Here is a 15,411-nt window from a genome sequence, read left to right on the forward strand (position 1 = left end):
TTGATTCATGCGCCGGTTCCTGCTTGCTTCGCCGCCCGAAGCACCAGGGAACCGCCAATGCCCCGCTATCCGAAGGCGCGACTCGTCGCGCTGCCGATCCTGGCCTCGCTCGTTTTCTTGCCGGCAGCGCCGCCGGCGATGGCGCAGCAGGGACCGGCGGCCGGCATCCAGGGCGGTGCGGCCCCCTTCGCGGTGCGGCCGCAGGATGCCGCGAACTTCCCGCCGCTACAGCCGGACCAGCCGGTCGCGGTGCAACTCCGTCCGCGCCAGTCGGCCTTCTTCCGCATCGCCCCGGAGGCCGGGGGGGATGTGGTGGTCATCACCCGCCGGCTCGGCCGCGGCACCGACACAGTGCTCCAGGTGCTGGACGGGAACGGCCGCAGCATCACCGAGGATGACGATGGCGGGGACGAGCAGCTCGCTTCCCGCGTCGAGATCGCGGCCGGCGACCGCGCTGCGCTGGTCCGGGCGGGCATCCTGGGCGATGGCGGCGGCAGTTTCGAGGTGCTGCTGACCCGCGCCGCGCCGGCGCCGCCGCAGAATTTCGCGATGACGCTGGGGCAGGCGGCGGCAAACCAGACACCGGTCGCCACCGGCCAGGCGATCCCGATCCGGCTGCGGCGCAACCAGCAGGCCTTCTTTCGCCTGCCGGAAGGCGACCTGCTCGCTTTCACCCAGAACCTCGCCCGCAACACCGACACCGTCCTCGCGCTGCTCGACGGCGCCGGGCGCGTGCTGGTGGAGGATGACGATGGCGGGGAAGGGCTCGCGTCGCTGGTCGAGGTCGCTGCCTCCCAGCGGCGGCCGTTGTTCCTGCGGGCGGGCATCCTCGGCAATGGCGCCGGCCAGTTCGAGCTGATGGTGCAGGCCGCGCCGCCGGCGCCGCCGGCCGATTTCCCGACCACCCTGGTCGAGGCGGCGACGCGGCCGGCGCTCTCGGTCGGCCAGACGACGCGGCTGACCCTGCGGCCAAGGCAGGCCGCCTATTTCCGCCTGCCGGAGGGGGAGCGCGACCTGGTCGCCCTGACCCGCGGCCTGAGCCAGGGCGCCGATACCGTCCTGGCCCTGGTCGATGGCAGCGGCCGGATGCTGTCGCAGGATGATGACGGCGGCGATGAGCAATTGGCGTCCCGGGTCGAGATCTCGGCGAGCCACCGGCAGCCGCTGTTCCTGCGCGCCGCGCTGCTCGGCAACGAGGGCGGCAGCTTCGACCTGGCGCTGGAAGCCTTCGTCGCGCCGCCACCGCCCAATTTCCCGACCAGCGTCGAGGCGGCCAATGCCGCGCCCCCGCTGGCCGTCGGGCAGCAGGTGCCGATCCGGCTCACCGCCGGGCAATCCGCCTATTTCCGCCTGCCGGATGGCGATCTGATCGCGCTGACCCGGGCGCTGGTGCGCAACACGGACACGGTGCTGGCGGTGCTGGACGCGCAGGGCAATGTGGTCGCCGAGGATGACGATGGCGGCGGCGGCCTCGCTTCCCGCATCGAGATCACGGCCGGCGAGCGGCGGCCGCTGATCCTGCGTGCCGGCACGCTGGATGGCGGCGCGGGCGGCTTCGAGCTGGTGCTGGAGGGCGATGCGCCGCAGGCCGGCGGCGGCACCGCCTTCCCCACCTCGCTCGCCGCCGCGGCCGCGGCGCCGGTGCTGGGGCTGGGCGAGCCGGTGGCGATCCGGCTGCGGCGTGGCCAACAGGCCTTCTTCCGGGTGCCGGAGGGTGCGATCGCGGCCTTGACCCGCAACCTCCAGGACAATACCGACACGGTCCTGGCGCTGCTGGACGAGACCGGTGCGGTGCTGGTCGAGGATGACGATGGCGGCGGCGGCCTCGCCTCCCGCCTCCTCATCGAGGCCGAACGCAAGCGGCCCCTCTTCATCCGCGCCAGCGTCTTCGGCGACAGCACCGGCGGTCGTTTCGAACTCATGTTGGAAAGGGCGATGCCCCGCTAAACGACCCGGGGACCGAAATGACAACCGGTCCTCAATCGCGTGAAGGGAACCCGGGCGCGCACGGCGCGCCCCGCGCGCGACGGACCGTTTGCGCCGGAACCGCCCTGGATGCGCGAAGCCAAGGGCGGCGGATGCCGCCCGCCCGGCGTCTGAGGGTTGCACTATAGGTTTCCGGTGGCTATCTGGAGGGTTCGGCGGCACCCGCCCACCCATTGCATTCCGGAGCCTCCATGGCACGCGTCACGGTCGAAGACTGCATCGTCAAGGTCCCCAACCGGTTCGACCTCGTTCTGCTGGCGGCGCAACGCGCCCGCAACATCAGCCGCGGCGAGGAGCCGACGCTGGAGCGGGATGATGACAAGAATCCCGTCATCGCGCTGCGCGAGATCGCCGACGAGACGATCGAGTTGGCCCCGCTGGAGGCCGACCTGATCAAGTCGCTGCAGCGGGCCCCGGAGCCGGAGCCGGCCGAGGAGGAGGTGCTCGACCTCATCGCGACCGACGAGAATATCTTCGGCGTCATGGATGTGAACGAGGAGCAGCTTCCCGAGGCGAGCGCCGAGGACCTGTCCCCCGACGACATCGAGGCGGCGATCGCGGCCGAGCTCGGCGGCAAGCGGTAACCGAGCGTCCGATGACCGGAGGGCCGATTGGCCCGCAGGTTTGAATCGGCCGCTCGACCAACTCAGGCATGGCCCGCGATGCGGGCCGGTGAGGAGAAGCCTTGAGGACGGGTGACGCGATGGCCGGTGGATCGCCTCCGCCCGCCCGCGCGCCCGAAGGCCTGGCGGCGGGGACGGTGCCGTCCCCGGGCGTCGCCCTGGCCCGGATCGTCGGCGCCTATGACCCGCGCGCCGACCTGCCGCTGATCGAAGCGGCCTATGCGCTGGCCGAGAAGGCCCACGCCCCCCAGAAGCGCGAGAATGGCGAGCCCTATATCGTCCACCCGCTGGCGGTGGCCGAGATCCTGGCCGGCTATCGGCTGGATCAGGGCAGCATCATCACCGCCCTGCTGCACGACGTGGTCGAGGACACGCCGATCGGCCTGCCCGAGATCGAGAAGAAGTTCGGCCGCGAAGTCGCGCGCCTCGTCGACGGCGTGACCAAGCTGACCCGGCTGGAGCTGCAGTCGGAGCGCACCAAGCAGGCCGAGAATCTCCGCAAGCTGGTCCTCGCGATGAGCGAGGATATCCGCGTGCTGCTGGTGAAGCTCGCGGACCGGCTGCACAACATGCGCACGCTGGCCGCGGTGCCGAAGCCGGAGAAGCGGCGCAAGACGGCGCGCGAGACGCTCGAGATCTACGCGCCGCTGGCCGAGCGCATCGGCATGGATGCGCTGAAGACCGAGATCGAGACCCTCGCCTTCCGCGAGATCGACGCCGACGCCTGGGCGACGATCGCGGCGCGCCTGACCTTCCTGCGCGGCCAGGGCGCCGACCTGATCGAGGCGATCGAGGCCGATGTGAAGCGCGTGCTGGGCGATGCCGGCGTCACCGTGCTGGACGTGATCGGGCGCGAGAAGTCGCCCTATTCCATCTGGCTCAAGATGCAGAAGAAGAACGTGGCGTTCGAGCAGCTCTCGGACATCATGGCCTTCCGCGTGATCGTCGCCGACAAGGCGGATTGCTATGCGGCGCTGGGCGCGATCCATTCCGCCTATCGCGTGGTGCCCGGGCGCTTCAAGGACTACATCTCGACGCCGAAGACCAACGGCTACCAGAGCCTGCACACCGGCGTGACGGTGCCGGAGCGGCGCAATGCCAAGATCGAGGTGCAGATCCGCACCCGCGAGATGCATGAGGTCGCGGAATTCGGCGTCGCGGCGCACTGGATCTACAAGCAGGGCGATACCGCCGCGAAGGACCGGAAGCGCTTCACCTGGGTGCGCGACCTGCTGGAGATCCTGGATGCCGCGAACGATCCGCAGGACTTCCTGGACCACACCAAGCTGGAGCTGCATCGCGACCAGGTCTTCTGCTTCACGCCGAAGGGCGACCTGATCGAGCTGCCGCGCGGCGCGACGCCGGTCGACTTCGCCTATCAGGTGCACAGCCAGGTGGGCGACGCCTGCGTCGGCGCCAAGGTGAACGGCAAGATCGTGCCGCTGCGCCACCAGCTCGAGAATGGCGACCAGATCGAGATCATCACGGCGCGTGGTGGTACCCCCAATCCGCAGTGGGAACGCTTTGTCGCGACCGGCAAGGCGCGGGCGCGGATCCGCCGCTTCGTCCATGCCCAGCAGCGCAGCGAGCACCAGGACGCCGGACGGGCCGCGATCGCCAAGGCGGTGCGGGCGGAAGGGCTCGACTATTCCGAGAAGCTGATCGAGCCGGCGGTGAAGGCGCTGAAGCAGCCGGATTTCGCGACGCTCTGCGTCGCGGTCGGTGCCGGCAACCTCTCGGCGCGCGAGGTGGTGCACGCCGCGGTGCCGGAGCTGAAGGGCCCGCCGCGCGCCGTCGACACGCTGCCGCTGGCGCGGCCGCGCGGGCGGCTCGGCGCCGGGCCGGCGCTGATGCAGCCGGGCAAGGGGGAGAAGTCGAGCTCGGCGCGCCGGGATTCGGCGATGGGCATCAGCGGGCTGGTCGCCGGCATGGCGGTGCATTTCGCCGGCTGCTGCCATCCGCTGCCGGGCGACCGCATCGTCGGCATCGTGACCACCGGGCGTGGCGTCACCATCCACAAGAACGACTGCCATTCGCTGGAGAGCTTCTCGGCGACGCCGGAGCGTTTCATCGACGTCGACTGGGAATACGACGCCGCGCCGCGCGGCGTGCATGTCGGCCGCATCGAGGTGGTGACCGAAGGCAGCACCGGCTCCAACGCGCTGGCCGGCGTCACCACCGCGATCGCCAAGCAGGAAGGCGCGGTCACCAGCCTCAAGATCACCAATCGGGCCGCCGAATACTGCGAGCTGCTGGTGGATGTGGAGGTGCGCGACCTGAAGCATCTCGGGACCATCATCGCCGCACTGCGCGCCTGCCCCGGCGTCACCGGGGTGGAACGGGCGCGGAGCTGATCGCCGGTCCGATCGCGGAGCCCCGGAATGCAGCGCAGCGGAATGAGGAGCGGAGCGTGAATCGGCCCGGCCAAAATACGCCATGATCATCGGCCTCGGCAGCGACATGGTGGATATCCGCCGCATCGAACGCGTCATCGGGAAGCATGGCGACCGCTTTCTCGAACGCATCTTCACGCCGCTCGAACGCGCGAAGGCGGCGAAGCGGACGGAGCGCATCCGGGTCGCGACCTACGCGAAGCGCTTCGCGGCGAAGGAAGCGGCATCCAAGGCGCTTGGCACCGGCTTCCGTGCCGGGGTGTTCTGGCGCGACCTCGGCGTGGTGAACCTTTCCTCCGGGGCGCCGGCGATGCGCATGACCGGCGGCGCGGCGGCGCGGCTGGCCGCGATCACGCCGCCGGGGCACGCGGCCCAGGTGGCGCTGACCATGACCGACGAATATCCTTACGCCCAGGCGATGGTGGTGATCACCGCCGTGAAGCTGCCGTAAGAATGGGCCGCCATTCCTTGACATCGCGGGCTTGGCAGGGCTTCCCTCCGCCAGACCGTGGCCGCGGCTGGCATCCAGGAGCCTGTCTGGGAATGGCGCGAGGAGGACTGGCGAGGGATTTTTCGCGCATGTCGTGCCGGTCGACGCAGCCGATGCTGGTGGCATCGGCGAGGCGGCCGGTGCGGCAGGGGCGGAAAAGACCCGGCAGGCCGACCCGCGGCCATTCCCAGACAGGCTCCTAGCCCGCGCAGCGCGGCTGAAACACGGGCGAATCACTCATGCGGGCGAAATCCTCTTCCATGGCGAAGAAATCGGGCGGCTGGGGCGAGAGCATCAAGACGGTGCTCTATGCCGGCCTCATCGCGATCGGCGTGCGCACCATCGCCTTCGAACCGTTCAACATCCCCTCCGGCTCGATGATCCCGACGCTGCTGGTCGGCGACTATCTCTTCGTCTCCAAGTACAGCTACGGCTATTCGCGGCATTCGATACCGTTCAGCCCCAACATCTTCTCCGGCCGCATCTTCGGGCGGTTGCCGGACCGCGGCGACGTCGCGGTGTTCAAGCTGCCGCGCGACGGCACCACCGACTACATCAAGCGCATCGTCGGCCTGCCCGGCGACCGCATCCAGGTGCGCCAGGGCATCCTCTACGTGAACGGCGTGGCGGCGCGGCGCGAGCCGCTCGGCCCCTATACGATCGAAGGCGATGGGCCGCGCATGACGGTGCGCTGGTACCGCGAGACCTTCCCGGGCGCCGGGCAGCAGCCGCACCAGATCCTCGAGACGTCGGACGACATGCCCTTCGACAACACGCCGGAATTCGTGGTGCCGGCGGGGCATGTCTTCGCTATGGGCGACAATCGCGACAACAGCCTGGACAGCCGGGCGCAGAGCGCGGTGGGCTTCATCCCGGTCGAGAACCTGGTCGGCCGGGCGGAGTTCATCTGGTTCTCGGTCGACGGCTCGACCTCCATCTGGGAGGTGTGGAACTGGCCCTTCGCCATCCGCTGGGGCCGGCTTTTCACGCCCGTCCGATGACGCCGCTCGAGGTCCGGATCGGGCATCAATTCGCGCAGCCGGCGCTGCTGGAGCAGGCGCTGACCCATCGCTCGGCCGCCGATCCGCGCCGGGCGCAGCTCGATTCGAATGAGCGGCTGGAGTTCCTGGGCGACCGGGTGCTCGGCCTGGTCATGGCCGAATGGCTGGCCGAACGCTTCCCGGAGGAGCGGGAAGGCGCGCTGACGCGGCGCCTGTCGCAGCTCGTCGCCTGGGAGATGCTGGCCCGGGTCGCCGAGGAGATCGGGCTGCGCGGTGCGCTCCGCGTGCCACCTTCCGAGGGGCGCGCCGGGCTGCTGGACCGCGCCAGCGTGCTGGCCGATGCGATGGAGGCGCTGCTCGGCGCCGTCTATCTGGATGCCGGGCTGGACGCGGCGCGCGGTGTCGTGAAGCGGGTGTTCGGCGCGCATCTGGAAGCCGCGCTGAAGCCGCCGGTCTCGGCCAAGAACCGGCTGCAGGAATGGACGCTCGGCCGGGCCAAGGGGCTGCCGGACTACACGCTGGTGTCCGCGGCGGGACCGGCGCATGCGCCGCTGTTTGTCGTGCGGGTGACCGCGGAAGGCCGCAGCGCGGAAGGCCTCGGCAGTTCGAAGCGGGAGGCGGAGCAGGCGGCAGCCGAAGCCTGGCTGGCGGAGGTACCGGCATGAGCGACGAACAGCGGACGCGCTGCGGGCTGATCGCCATCGTCGGCGCGCCCAATGCCGGCAAGTCGACATTGGTGAACGCGCTGGCCGGGACGAAGGTGACGATCGTGTCGCCCAAGCCGCAGACCACGCGCTTCCGCATCCGCGCCGTGGTGATGCGGGATCGGGCGCAGCTCATCCTGGTGGACACGCCGGGCATCTTCCAGCCGCGCCGGCGGCTCGACCGCGCCATGGTCGCGGCCGCTTGGGGCGGGGCCAAGGACGCCGACGTGACCTTGCTGCTGGTCGACGCCAAGACCGGCATCACCGAGCGGCTGGAGGCAATCCTGGAGGGGCTGGCGAAGCAAAAGCACCGGGTCTGGCTGGCGCTGAACAAGACCGACCTGATCGACCCGCCGGCGCTGTTGCCGCTGGCGGAGAAGCTGAACGCGGCGCTCAATTTCGAGCGCACCTTCATGATCTCGGCCGAGAAGTCCCGCGGCCTCGATCGGCTGCTCGACGACATGGCGGCGGTGGTGCCGGAAGGCCCCTGGCTGTTCCCGGAGGACGAGCTCTCCGACCTGCCGAACCGCATGCTGGCCGCCGAGATCGTGCGCGAGCAGATCCTGCGCCAGACGCATGAGGAAGTGCCGCACCACGCGACGGTCGAGACCGAGAGCTGGCAGGAGCGGGACGACGGCAGCGTGCGGGTCGATTGCACGATCTATGTCGGGCGGGCCACGCAGAAGGCGATCATCATCGGCGACAAGGGCAGCCGGGTGAAGGAGATCGGCCGCCGCGCGCGGGCCGAGCTGGTTGCGCTGCTGGAACGGCCGGTGCACCTGTTCCTCAATGTGAAGGAACGCACCGGCTGGGACGAGGAGCGGGCGCGGATCCGCGCGATCGGGCTGGAGGACGAGGGGTGACCGAGCCCGATGGCCGGAGCGCCGAAGGGCGCGGAGGTCTGAATCGGGCGCACACTACGCAGCACCCCGCGCGCCCGGCCTGGATCAAGGCTTGGGCCGTGCTGGCGGCGCTGGCCTGCGTCTGGGTCGCGGCGATGCTGCTGACGCCGGAGCATTGCAACATCCTCAGCCGCTGTGACTGGTACAGCGACATCGGCATCGGGATCATCGGCGCACCCATCATCCTGGTGGCGCTGCTGCTGGCGCTGATCCTGTCTGCCGTCGCATGGTGGCGGAAGGCCTGAGCGTGGAGTGGAGCGCGCCGGCCATCATCCTCTCCGCCCGGCCCTACGGGGAAGGCGGCGCGGTGGTGAACGTCATCACCCGCGAGCACGGGCGCCACGCCGGGCTGGCGCGGGGCGGCGCCTCGCGCGGGCAGGCAGCGCTCTGGATGGCGGGGAACATGATCGAGGCGCGCTGGGTCGGGCGCCTGGCGGAGCAACTCGGCACGCTGTCGGGCGAGATGGTGCATCCCGCGGCGGCGTTGGCGATGGAGGATCCTCTGGCGCTGGCGCTGCTCTCCTCCGCCTGCGCGGTGGCCGAAGCGGCGCTGCCGGAGCGCGCCCCGCATCCGGTGCTGTTCGAAGGGCTGGTGCGGGTGATCTCGCTGCTGGTGCGGGGGCCGGAGGCCGCCATGCCGGATTATGTGCGGTGGGAGGCGCTGCTGCTGGCCGAGCTCGGCTTCGGGCTCGACCTCTCCTCCTGCGCGGCGAGCGGGGCGACGGAAGGGCTCGCCTATGTCTCCCCAAAATCGGGCCGTGCGGTCAGTGCGGAGGCCGGCGCGCCCTGGGCCGACCGGCTGCTGCCGCTGCCGAGGTTCCTGCGCGACGATGCCGTGCTGGCGATGCCCGCCGACTGGCATGCCGGGCTGCGCCTGACCGCGCATTTCCTGGAACGCGACGTCTTCCACGCCCAGAACCGCGCCGTGCCGGAAGCGCGGCAGCGGCTGCAGGACCGCGTCGCGACCCTGGTCTAGGCAGGTGACGCCAAGGGCTTTCCCTTCTCGACGGTGTAGGTGATCGCAAGTTTGGTCGCGCGCGGGCCGTTCTTCACCCCGTGCGCGGTCTCGGCAGGGATCTGGAAGCCCTGGCCGGGGCCAACCACGCGATCGGGGCTGCCGGCGACCTGCACCGTGCATTCGCCCTCCAGCACATAGGCGGATTCGATGCCGGGATGGGTGTGGCGCGCGACCTCGGCGCCCGGCGCGACCTCGGCCGCGACCAAGATGACGACATGGGTGCCGCCCGGCAGCTCCGTCTGCTGGAGGATCGTGCGGGTGACGCCGGATGTCGCCTGGGCCGCGGCCTCGGTGGCCGTGAGGCTGGCGACGGCGGCGCAGACGGCGCAGCCGATGACGAATCGTCTCGAACGCATGGATGGACGCTCCCCGTGTCCTGCCCCCGGTTCCGGGAGATTGAAGTGCTGCCGGCAGGCTAACACGTGGCGCGCAGCGCGCGCTTGGTGTATCCCCGCGCCCGGACGAGAACGAAGCGCGAATCACCCCGGATGCCCGACGACCTGCCCACTCTTTCCGATGGCGGCGAGACCCGCGAGACCAAGCTCTCCGACGCGCTGTCGGAGCGGTATCTCGCCTATGCCATGTCCACCATCACGGCGCGCTCGCTGCCGGATGTGCGGGACGGGCTGAAGCCTGTCCATCGCCGGCTGCTCTGGGCGATGCGCCAGCTCAAGCTCGATCCCGCTTCGGGCTTCAAGAAGTGCGCGCGTATCGTCGGCGATGTGATGGGCAAATACCATCCGCATGGCGACGCCGCGATCTATGAGGCGATGGTGCGGCTCGCGCAGGAATTTGCGTCGCGCTACCCGCTGGTCGAAGGCCAGGGCAATTTCGGGAATATCGATGGCGATGGCGCCGCGGCCATGCGCTACACCGAGGCACGGCTCACCGAGGTGGCCGAGGCATTGCTCGCCGGGATTGAGGAGGATGCGGTTGATTTCCGCACCACCTATGACGGCGAGGAGAAGGAGCCGGTGGTGCTGCCGGCCGCCTTCCCGAACCTGCTCGCGAACGGCGCGAACGGCATCGCCGTCGGCATGGCGACCAGCATCCCGCCGCACAATGCGGGCGAGCTCTGCGACGCGGCGCTGCTGCTGATCGAGAATCCTGGGGCGACGGTCGATGAGCTGCTGACGCTGGTGAAGGGGCCGGACTTCCCGACCGGCGGCGTGCTGATCGAGCCTGCCGAGAGCATCCGGGAGGCTTATGCGACCGGCCGTGGCGGCTTCCGCCTGCGCGCGCGCTGGGAGCGGGAGGAGATGAAGGGCGGCAGCTACCGCGTCATCGTCACGGAGATCCCCTATCAAGTGCAGAAGTCGCGGCTGATCGAGCAGGTCGCGCAGCTCATGGAGGAGAAGAAGCTGCCGCTGGTCGGCGACATCCGCGACGAGAGCACCGATGTGGTGCGCGTGGTGATCGAGCCGAAATCGCGCAACGTCGATGCGCCCGTGCTGATGGAGAGCCTGTTCCGCGCGACCGCGCTGGAGAGCCGTATCAGCCTCAACATGAATGTGCTGGACGCGGCGCGCACGCCCCGGGTGATGAACCTGCCGGAGGTGCTGCGCGCCTGGCTCGACCACCGGCATGTGGTGCTGGTGCGCCGGACCGAGCATCGGCTCGCCGCCATCGCGCGGCGGCTGGAAGTGCTCGGCGGCTATCTGATCGCCTATCTCAACCTCGACGAGGTGATCCGCATCATCCGCGAGGAGGACCGCCCGAAGGAAGCGCTGATGGCACGCTTCGAGCTCACCGAGGTGCAGGCGAATGCCATCCTCGACATGCGGCTGCGCTCGCTCCGCAAGCTCGAGGAGATGGAGATCCGGAAGGAGCACAAGAAGCTGACCACGGAGCAGAAGTCCCTGCAGGGGCTGATGGGCTCCGAGGCGAAGCGCTGGCGCGCGATCGCGGATGAGATCGCGGCGACGCGGGAGAAGTTCGGCAGCGGCGCGCTGGGCGCACGGCGTACGGCGCAGGGCGCCGCGCTGCCGGCGGTGATGGTCGACGAGACCGCCTTCGTGGAGCGCGAGGCGATCACCATCATCCTGTCGGAGAAGGGCTGGATCCGCGCGCAGAAGGGGCATCTGCCTGAAGACGCGGAGCTTCGTTTCAAGGAAGGCGACGAGCTCAAGATCGCGGTGCATGCGGAGACCACGGACCGCCTGGTGCTGATCGCGACCAATGGGCGCGCCTTCACGCTGAAGGCGGATGCGCTGCCGCGCGGGCGCGGCGACGGGCAGCCGGTGCGGCTGATGCTCGACCTGACGAACGAGGACGACATCGTCACGTTCTTCGTCCACCGAGATGGGACGCGCTACCTGGTCGCGGCGACCGATGGGCGCGGCTTCGTGGTCAAGGGCGAGGAGTTCCTGGCCGAGAAGCGCACCGGAAAGCAGGTGCTGGTCGTCGAGGCCGGCCGCGAATGCGCGCTCTGTGTGCCGGTCGAAGGCGACCATGTCGCGGTGACCGGCAGCAACAACCGCTTGCTGGTCTTCCCGCTGGAGCAAGTGCCGGAGATGGCACGCGGCCGCGGCGTGCAGCTTCTGGCGCTGAAGGATGGCGCCGAACTGGTCGACGCCGTGATCTTCACGCTGAAGGACGGCCTCTCCTGGCGGCATGGCAACGGGATGAAGGTGGAAACGGACCTGCGCCTCTGGCGGGGCCAGCGCGCCGGCGCCGGCAAGGCACCGCCAGACCGCTTCCCGCGCAGCCGTCGCTTCGCCGGATAACCGGGGCCGGAACCTACCCCGCCGCGCGCAGCCCGAGCCGCTGGATCACCGCGATCCAGCGCGCGGCCTCGCGGGCCTGCAGCGCCGCAAATTCCTCGGGCGTGCTGCCGACGAATTCGATGCCCTGCATGTCGAGATTGGCGCGGCCTTCCGGTACCGCGATCGCCTGGCGGATCGCATCCGCGATCGCCCGCGCGCGCTCGGCCGGGAAGCCGGCCGGCGCCACGACGCCGGTCCAGCCGAAGCATTCCGCGCCGGGCTCGCCGGCTTCGGCGACGGTCGGCACATCGGGCAGCAGCCGGTTGCGCACTTCGGTCGTCACCGCCAGGGCACGGATGCGGCCATCCTGCGCGAAGGCGAGGGATTCGGCGAAGGTGTCGAAGCAGACCTGGATGCGGCCGGCCGCAAGGTCGAGAGTCATTTGTCCGAAGCCGCGATAGGTGACGTGCTCAATGTCGAGGCCGTGGCGCGCCTTCAGCTCCTCCATCGCGAGATGGGTCACAGTGCCGGGGCCGATCGATCCGTAGGAGAGGCGGCCCGGATTAGCGCGGGCGTGAGCGATGAAGCCGCCGAGGTCGGTGACCGGCAGGGCAGGATGTACGGCGATCACGAAGCCGGTGCGGAAGATTTGGGAGATGGCGGTGAAATCGCGCGTCGGGTCGTAGGCGAGCGCCGGGTTCAGCGCGCGCGCGGTCGTGGTCGGGCCGCCGAGCACGGCACCTAGCGTATGCCCATCGGTCGATTGCGCAACGGCCTGGGCCGCGATGGCGCCGCCGGCGCCGGGGCGATTCTCGACCACGAAGGGCCGCCCGAAGGTGGCGCTGAGCGCCGGCGCGATGGCACGCGCGATCAGGTCGCCAGCGCCACCGGCTGGGAAGCCGACCAGCATGCGCACCGGCCGGTCCGGCCAGGGCGCCTGGGCAACAGCGACGCGGGAGGTCATGGCGACCAGCGAGGCGCCGACGATACGGCGGCGGCGGAGATGGCCGAGGGCGGCCTGCTGCGGGCGAAGGGCGGGAAGGGGCATGGTCACACCTATGGTTTCGCGGCTGGCGCCGCGGATTGGGGTGTGCCTCGCGCCTTGATGGTTATTGCTTGCGAAGCGCGCATGACAATGCCCGACGGCGTCGCGTGCTGTCCATGGTCCAATAATGACGATGGCGCCGAGCCTCGACGCTGCCGATGCCGTGCTGGGCCATTGCTTAACGGACCAGCTCCTCGGTCATGGCCGGCCCTCCACCGGCGCGGCGCATCGCGATGCCGGGAAGTCTACAGCACCGCGTCGACGTAGTAGGCAACGCCCTCATACTTGAAGTTCGGAAGATGTTCCTGGACGTTTGCCTTCTCATTCGGGTCGGCCGTATAGAAATGGACCCCGGCGCTTGTATTGTAAAATCGATGCAAGGCCATGTGGGCGTCCCCGTCACCATCTGTCGGCTGCGAGAAAGCCTTGTATGCTGTACCCTCATATTGATAATTCGGCAGATTCTTCATGACATCGTTGGCCTCCGCAGCGCTCGCCGTGTAGAAATGGGTCCCGGTCGAGCGATTGTAGAAGCGGAATATACTCATATCGCCGCCGGCATCGCTGGTGCCGGCGAATGAGGGGCCTTCGAACTGGTAGTTGGGAAGGTTCTTCTGAATACTGTCACGCTCGGATGCCGACGCGGTGTAGAAATGCGTTCCTGTCGATTTATTCAAAAAGCGAAATATGATGACCTCGTCGGCAGGAGAAACCGTGCTGGCGGAAACGCCGAAGAAATCCTGCACGGTGACATCCTGATCGCGGAAGATCAGAACTTCGACATTCCTGAAGACATCCGTCCCGTCGCGTGAGGCGACGCTGTCCTTGATCGTGAAGGTGCTGCCGGAGACCGAGAATTCGCGGTAGTCGGAGCGATTGCCCAACAGCACCAGCGTATCCCTGCCGGATCCGCCGTCGATGGTGTCGTTGCCGGCATTCCCTTGGATTCTGTTGTTCAGGACATTGCCGATGATGATGTCGTCCGCGGTGCCGGCCACGACATTTTCGATCAGGCTGGCGGTATTGCCCTGATGCAGCAGCGCATTGAAGACATTGCCGCGCGCGTAATGGCCGTCGCCGAGATAGGCGAGCTGCGTGTTCGAGATCTTCGACCACCCCCCGGGATTGAGGTCGACGTTCAGGGCGGTCGTGTAGTTGGAGTAGTCGTAGGTGTCATTGCCGCCGCCGTCCCAGATCGTCAGGAAAACGCGGTTCGAGGCGCCACCATTGCCATCACCCGGCGCACCCTGTCCGGCACCGTCGATGAACATCTCGCCGGTGATGGGCGACCATTTGTAGGTCGTATTGCCGCTGTTGGTGCTGTAATTGGCACCATACATGAACTGCAGTGCCGCGATATCCAGCATCATGTAGCCTTGCGGAAAGCCATAGGTCTCGTTGCTGACACCGCCAATCGCCTTTCCGGGGTAGCTCCGGTAGGTCATGATGCTGAATTCATGGCTGTCCAGGTCGGCCGGTAACGCGACGCCGGATGGGCCACCCGACTCATGCCCGTGCTTCAACCCCAGGCCGTGGCCCAGTTCGTGGAGGAGGGTGTGATAGGCGTAATTGCCGATCTTCACCTGCCGGTAGTCGGCCGAGGTCCCATCATACTGCTTGCCGAACCAAACATCGCTGCCCTGGGCGCCATTGTAAGGATAATAGGAAAAGGCCGTGCTGGGGATGGAACTGGCGGCCACGCGAATCACGGCGTCGCCGTTGCCATTGTCAACGAAAGTCAAATTCGCAAAGGACGAAATCGATCCGTAGCGCTGGACGAATCCGCTCCGCGCGGAATCACCGGTCAGTATCCAATCCGTCGCTGCAGCCTGGCTTTCCGATGCGGCCCTGAAGCCAGTCACAGCTTCGCTGTAATCGGTGCCGTATACTGCTGCGCTGGTCGGGAAGCTGAAGGTGATGACGGTCGTCGCATATTTCTGGCCGTAGAGAATGCCGTCGATGCCGTTGTTGAAGCTGCGTCCGGTAGAGATCACGGCAAGGCTCGGACCGGCCGGGGCATTGGCGGACTGGATGGTTTCTTCGCCTCCGGCCGCGTTGTCGCCGTCGGCTTGGCTCCGGAAGCACCCGCATTGGCATCCCGACCCGTGATCAGGCCAAGGAATACTGACATTGTCTATGGAAAAACTATCAATTTGAAATTTGGAGACGTTCGAAGTCATGGCTACGCCCGCCTTTCGTCGCACCTGACGCATTAAAACAAAAAATGGTTTGGAGAACGTAAAAGACATTCGAAGAGTCGTAAATCCATGTCTCGATATCAATTTTGAGTCGGAATGATGCCGGCGAATTTAGGCGGGCGTGACCGCGCAAGCCCGAGGCAGGGATGGGCTGCGGAAGCCCGCTGCCGATCACGTCAACGAAGGGGAAGGGATGCCGGGCCGCTCTGGCTCAGGGCGTCGAAACCCGCCCTTGGAGCAGATACCGATCAGGTGGAATCACCTGATCGGGTGAAGACGCCACTGCAGCATAAGGGCGGGATTGGTGAAGCGGAGCGATTCCGCTGGAGCATGATCGGTTGCAGGG

13 protein-coding genes are annotated in these 15,411 nt (G+C 68.2%); 10 read left to right on the forward strand and 3 right to left on the reverse strand.

The window, feature by feature from the left end; genetic code table 11:
• Positions 1-57: 57 nt before the first annotated feature.
• From GXW71_RS01960 to recO, 9 genes are all read left to right on the forward strand, one after another.
• The gene (locus GXW71_RS01960) at positions 58-1,947 is read left to right on the forward strand and encodes a hypothetical protein (RefSeq protein WP_211850708.1); all 1,890 of its coding nucleotides are present in this window, start codon (positions 58-60) and stop codon (positions 1,945-1,947) included.
• A 230-nt stretch (positions 1,948-2,177) separates the two neighbouring features.
• Positions 2,178-2,570: a DNA-directed RNA polymerase subunit omega gene (gene rpoZ, locus GXW71_RS01965; RefSeq protein WP_211850709.1), complete on the forward strand. Its 393-nt coding sequence runs from the start codon at positions 2,178-2,180 to the stop codon at positions 2,568-2,570.
• Positions 2,571-2,689: 119 nt separating this feature from the next.
• A complete protein-coding gene (locus GXW71_RS01970) occupies positions 2,690-4,963 on the forward strand; it encodes a RelA/SpoT family protein (RefSeq protein ID WP_211850867.1) in 2,274 nt (757 codons plus the stop codon).
• An 82-nt stretch (positions 4,964-5,045) separates the two neighbouring features.
• Positions 5,046-5,453, forward strand: coding sequence for a holo-ACP synthase (acpS, locus tag GXW71_RS01975; protein WP_211850710.1), 408 nt, complete (start codon positions 5,046-5,048; stop codon positions 5,451-5,453).
• Between the two features lie 299 nt (positions 5,454-5,752).
• Positions 5,753-6,493: a signal peptidase I gene (gene lepB / locus GXW71_RS01980; RefSeq protein ID WP_211850711.1), complete on the forward strand. Its 741-nt coding sequence runs from the start codon at positions 5,753-5,755 to the stop codon at positions 6,491-6,493.
• A complete protein-coding gene (rnc, locus tag GXW71_RS01985; RefSeq protein WP_211850712.1) occupies positions 6,490-7,158 on the forward strand; it encodes a ribonuclease III in 669 nt (222 codons plus the stop codon). Before lepB ends, rnc begins: the two co-directional genes overlap by 4 nt.
• Positions 7,155-8,060: a GTPase Era gene (gene era, locus GXW71_RS01990; RefSeq protein ID WP_211850713.1), complete on the forward strand. Its 906-nt coding sequence runs from the start codon at positions 7,155-7,157 to the stop codon at positions 8,058-8,060. Before rnc ends, era begins: the two co-directional genes overlap by 4 nt.
• Positions 8,057-8,344: a hypothetical protein gene (locus GXW71_RS01995; RefSeq protein ID WP_211850714.1), complete on the forward strand. Its 288-nt coding sequence runs from the start codon at positions 8,057-8,059 to the stop codon at positions 8,342-8,344. The genes era and GXW71_RS01995 overlap by 4 nt, the downstream gene beginning before the upstream one ends.
• 2 nt (positions 8,345-8,346) lie before the next feature.
• Positions 8,347-9,075 (forward strand): DNA repair protein RecO, encoded by a 729-nt coding sequence (gene recO, locus GXW71_RS02000; RefSeq protein WP_211850715.1) that lies wholly within the window; start codon positions 8,347-8,349, stop codon positions 9,073-9,075.
• Here the strand turns inward: recO and GXW71_RS02005 are convergent.
• On the reverse strand, positions 9,072-9,473 hold the full coding sequence (locus GXW71_RS02005; protein WP_211850716.1) for a cupin domain-containing protein: 402 nt from the start codon (positions 9,471-9,473) through the stop codon (positions 9,072-9,074). The genes recO and GXW71_RS02005 overlap by 4 nt on opposite strands.
• Before the next feature lie 132 nt (positions 9,474-9,605).
• Here GXW71_RS02005 and parC point away from each other — a divergent pair, with 132 nt between their 5' ends.
• Positions 9,606-11,843, forward strand: coding sequence for a DNA topoisomerase IV subunit A (gene parC / locus GXW71_RS02010; protein ID WP_211850717.1), 2,238 nt, complete (start codon positions 9,606-9,608; stop codon positions 11,841-11,843).
• Positions 11,844-11,856: 13 nt separating this feature from the next.
• Here the strand turns inward: parC and GXW71_RS02015 are convergent, their stop codons facing one another.
• Together GXW71_RS02015 and GXW71_RS02020 are read right to left on the reverse strand one after the other, a co-directional pair.
• Positions 11,857-12,870, reverse strand: coding sequence for a Bug family tripartite tricarboxylate transporter substrate binding protein (locus tag GXW71_RS02015; RefSeq protein ID WP_211850718.1), 1,014 nt, complete (start codon positions 12,868-12,870; stop codon positions 11,857-11,859).
• Between the two features lie 242 nt (positions 12,871-13,112).
• Complete coding sequence (locus GXW71_RS02020) at positions 13,113-15,047, reverse strand: M10 family metallopeptidase C-terminal domain-containing protein (protein ID WP_211850719.1); 1,935 nt, start codon at positions 15,045-15,047, stop codon at positions 13,113-13,115.
• Positions 15,048-15,411 lie beyond the last annotated feature (364 nt).

It is taken from the genome of Plastoroseomonas hellenica (assembly GCF_018129085.1).
Classification (GTDB): Bacteria; Pseudomonadota; Alphaproteobacteria; order Acetobacterales; family Acetobacteraceae; genus Plastoroseomonas; species Plastoroseomonas hellenica.

What these genes read in the sequence shown, in the direction of transcription:
- rpoZ (WP_211850709.1), top strand. Translation starts at nt 2,178, where the DNA reads ATGGCACGCGTCACGGTCGAAGACTGCATCGTCAAGGTCCCCAACCGG.
- lepB (WP_211850711.1), top strand. Translation starts at nt 5,753, where the DNA reads ATGGCGAAGAAATCGGGCGGCTGGGGCGAGAGCATCAAGACGGTGCTC.
- GXW71_RS02020 (WP_211850719.1), bottom strand. Translation starts at nt 15,047, where the DNA reads ATGACTTCGAACGTCTCCAAATTTCAAATTGATAGTTTTTCCATAGAC.
- GXW71_RS02005 (WP_211850716.1), bottom strand. Translation starts at nt 9,473, where the DNA reads ATGCGTTCGAGACGATTCGTCATCGGCTGCGCCGTCTGCGCCGCCGTC.
- GXW71_RS01960 (WP_211850708.1), top strand. Translation starts at nt 58, where the DNA reads ATGCCCCGCTATCCGAAGGCGCGACTCGTCGCGCTGCCGATCCTGGCC.
- GXW71_RS02015 (WP_211850718.1), bottom strand. Translation starts at nt 12,870, where the DNA reads ATGCCCCTTCCCGCCCTTCGCCCGCAGCAGGCCGCCCTCGGCCATCTC.
- era (WP_211850713.1), top strand. Translation starts at nt 7,155, where the DNA reads ATGAGCGACGAACAGCGGACGCGCTGCGGGCTGATCGCCATCGTCGGC.
- parC (WP_211850717.1), top strand. Translation starts at nt 9,606, where the DNA reads ATGCCCGACGACCTGCCCACTCTTTCCGATGGCGGCGAGACCCGCGAG.
- GXW71_RS01970 (WP_211850867.1), top strand. Translation starts at nt 2,690, where the DNA reads ATGGCCGGTGGATCGCCTCCGCCCGCCCGCGCGCCCGAAGGCCTGGCG.
- acpS (WP_211850710.1), top strand. Translation starts at nt 5,046, where the DNA reads ATGATCATCGGCCTCGGCAGCGACATGGTGGATATCCGCCGCATCGAA.
- rnc (WP_211850712.1), top strand. Translation starts at nt 6,490, where the DNA reads ATGACGCCGCTCGAGGTCCGGATCGGGCATCAATTCGCGCAGCCGGCG.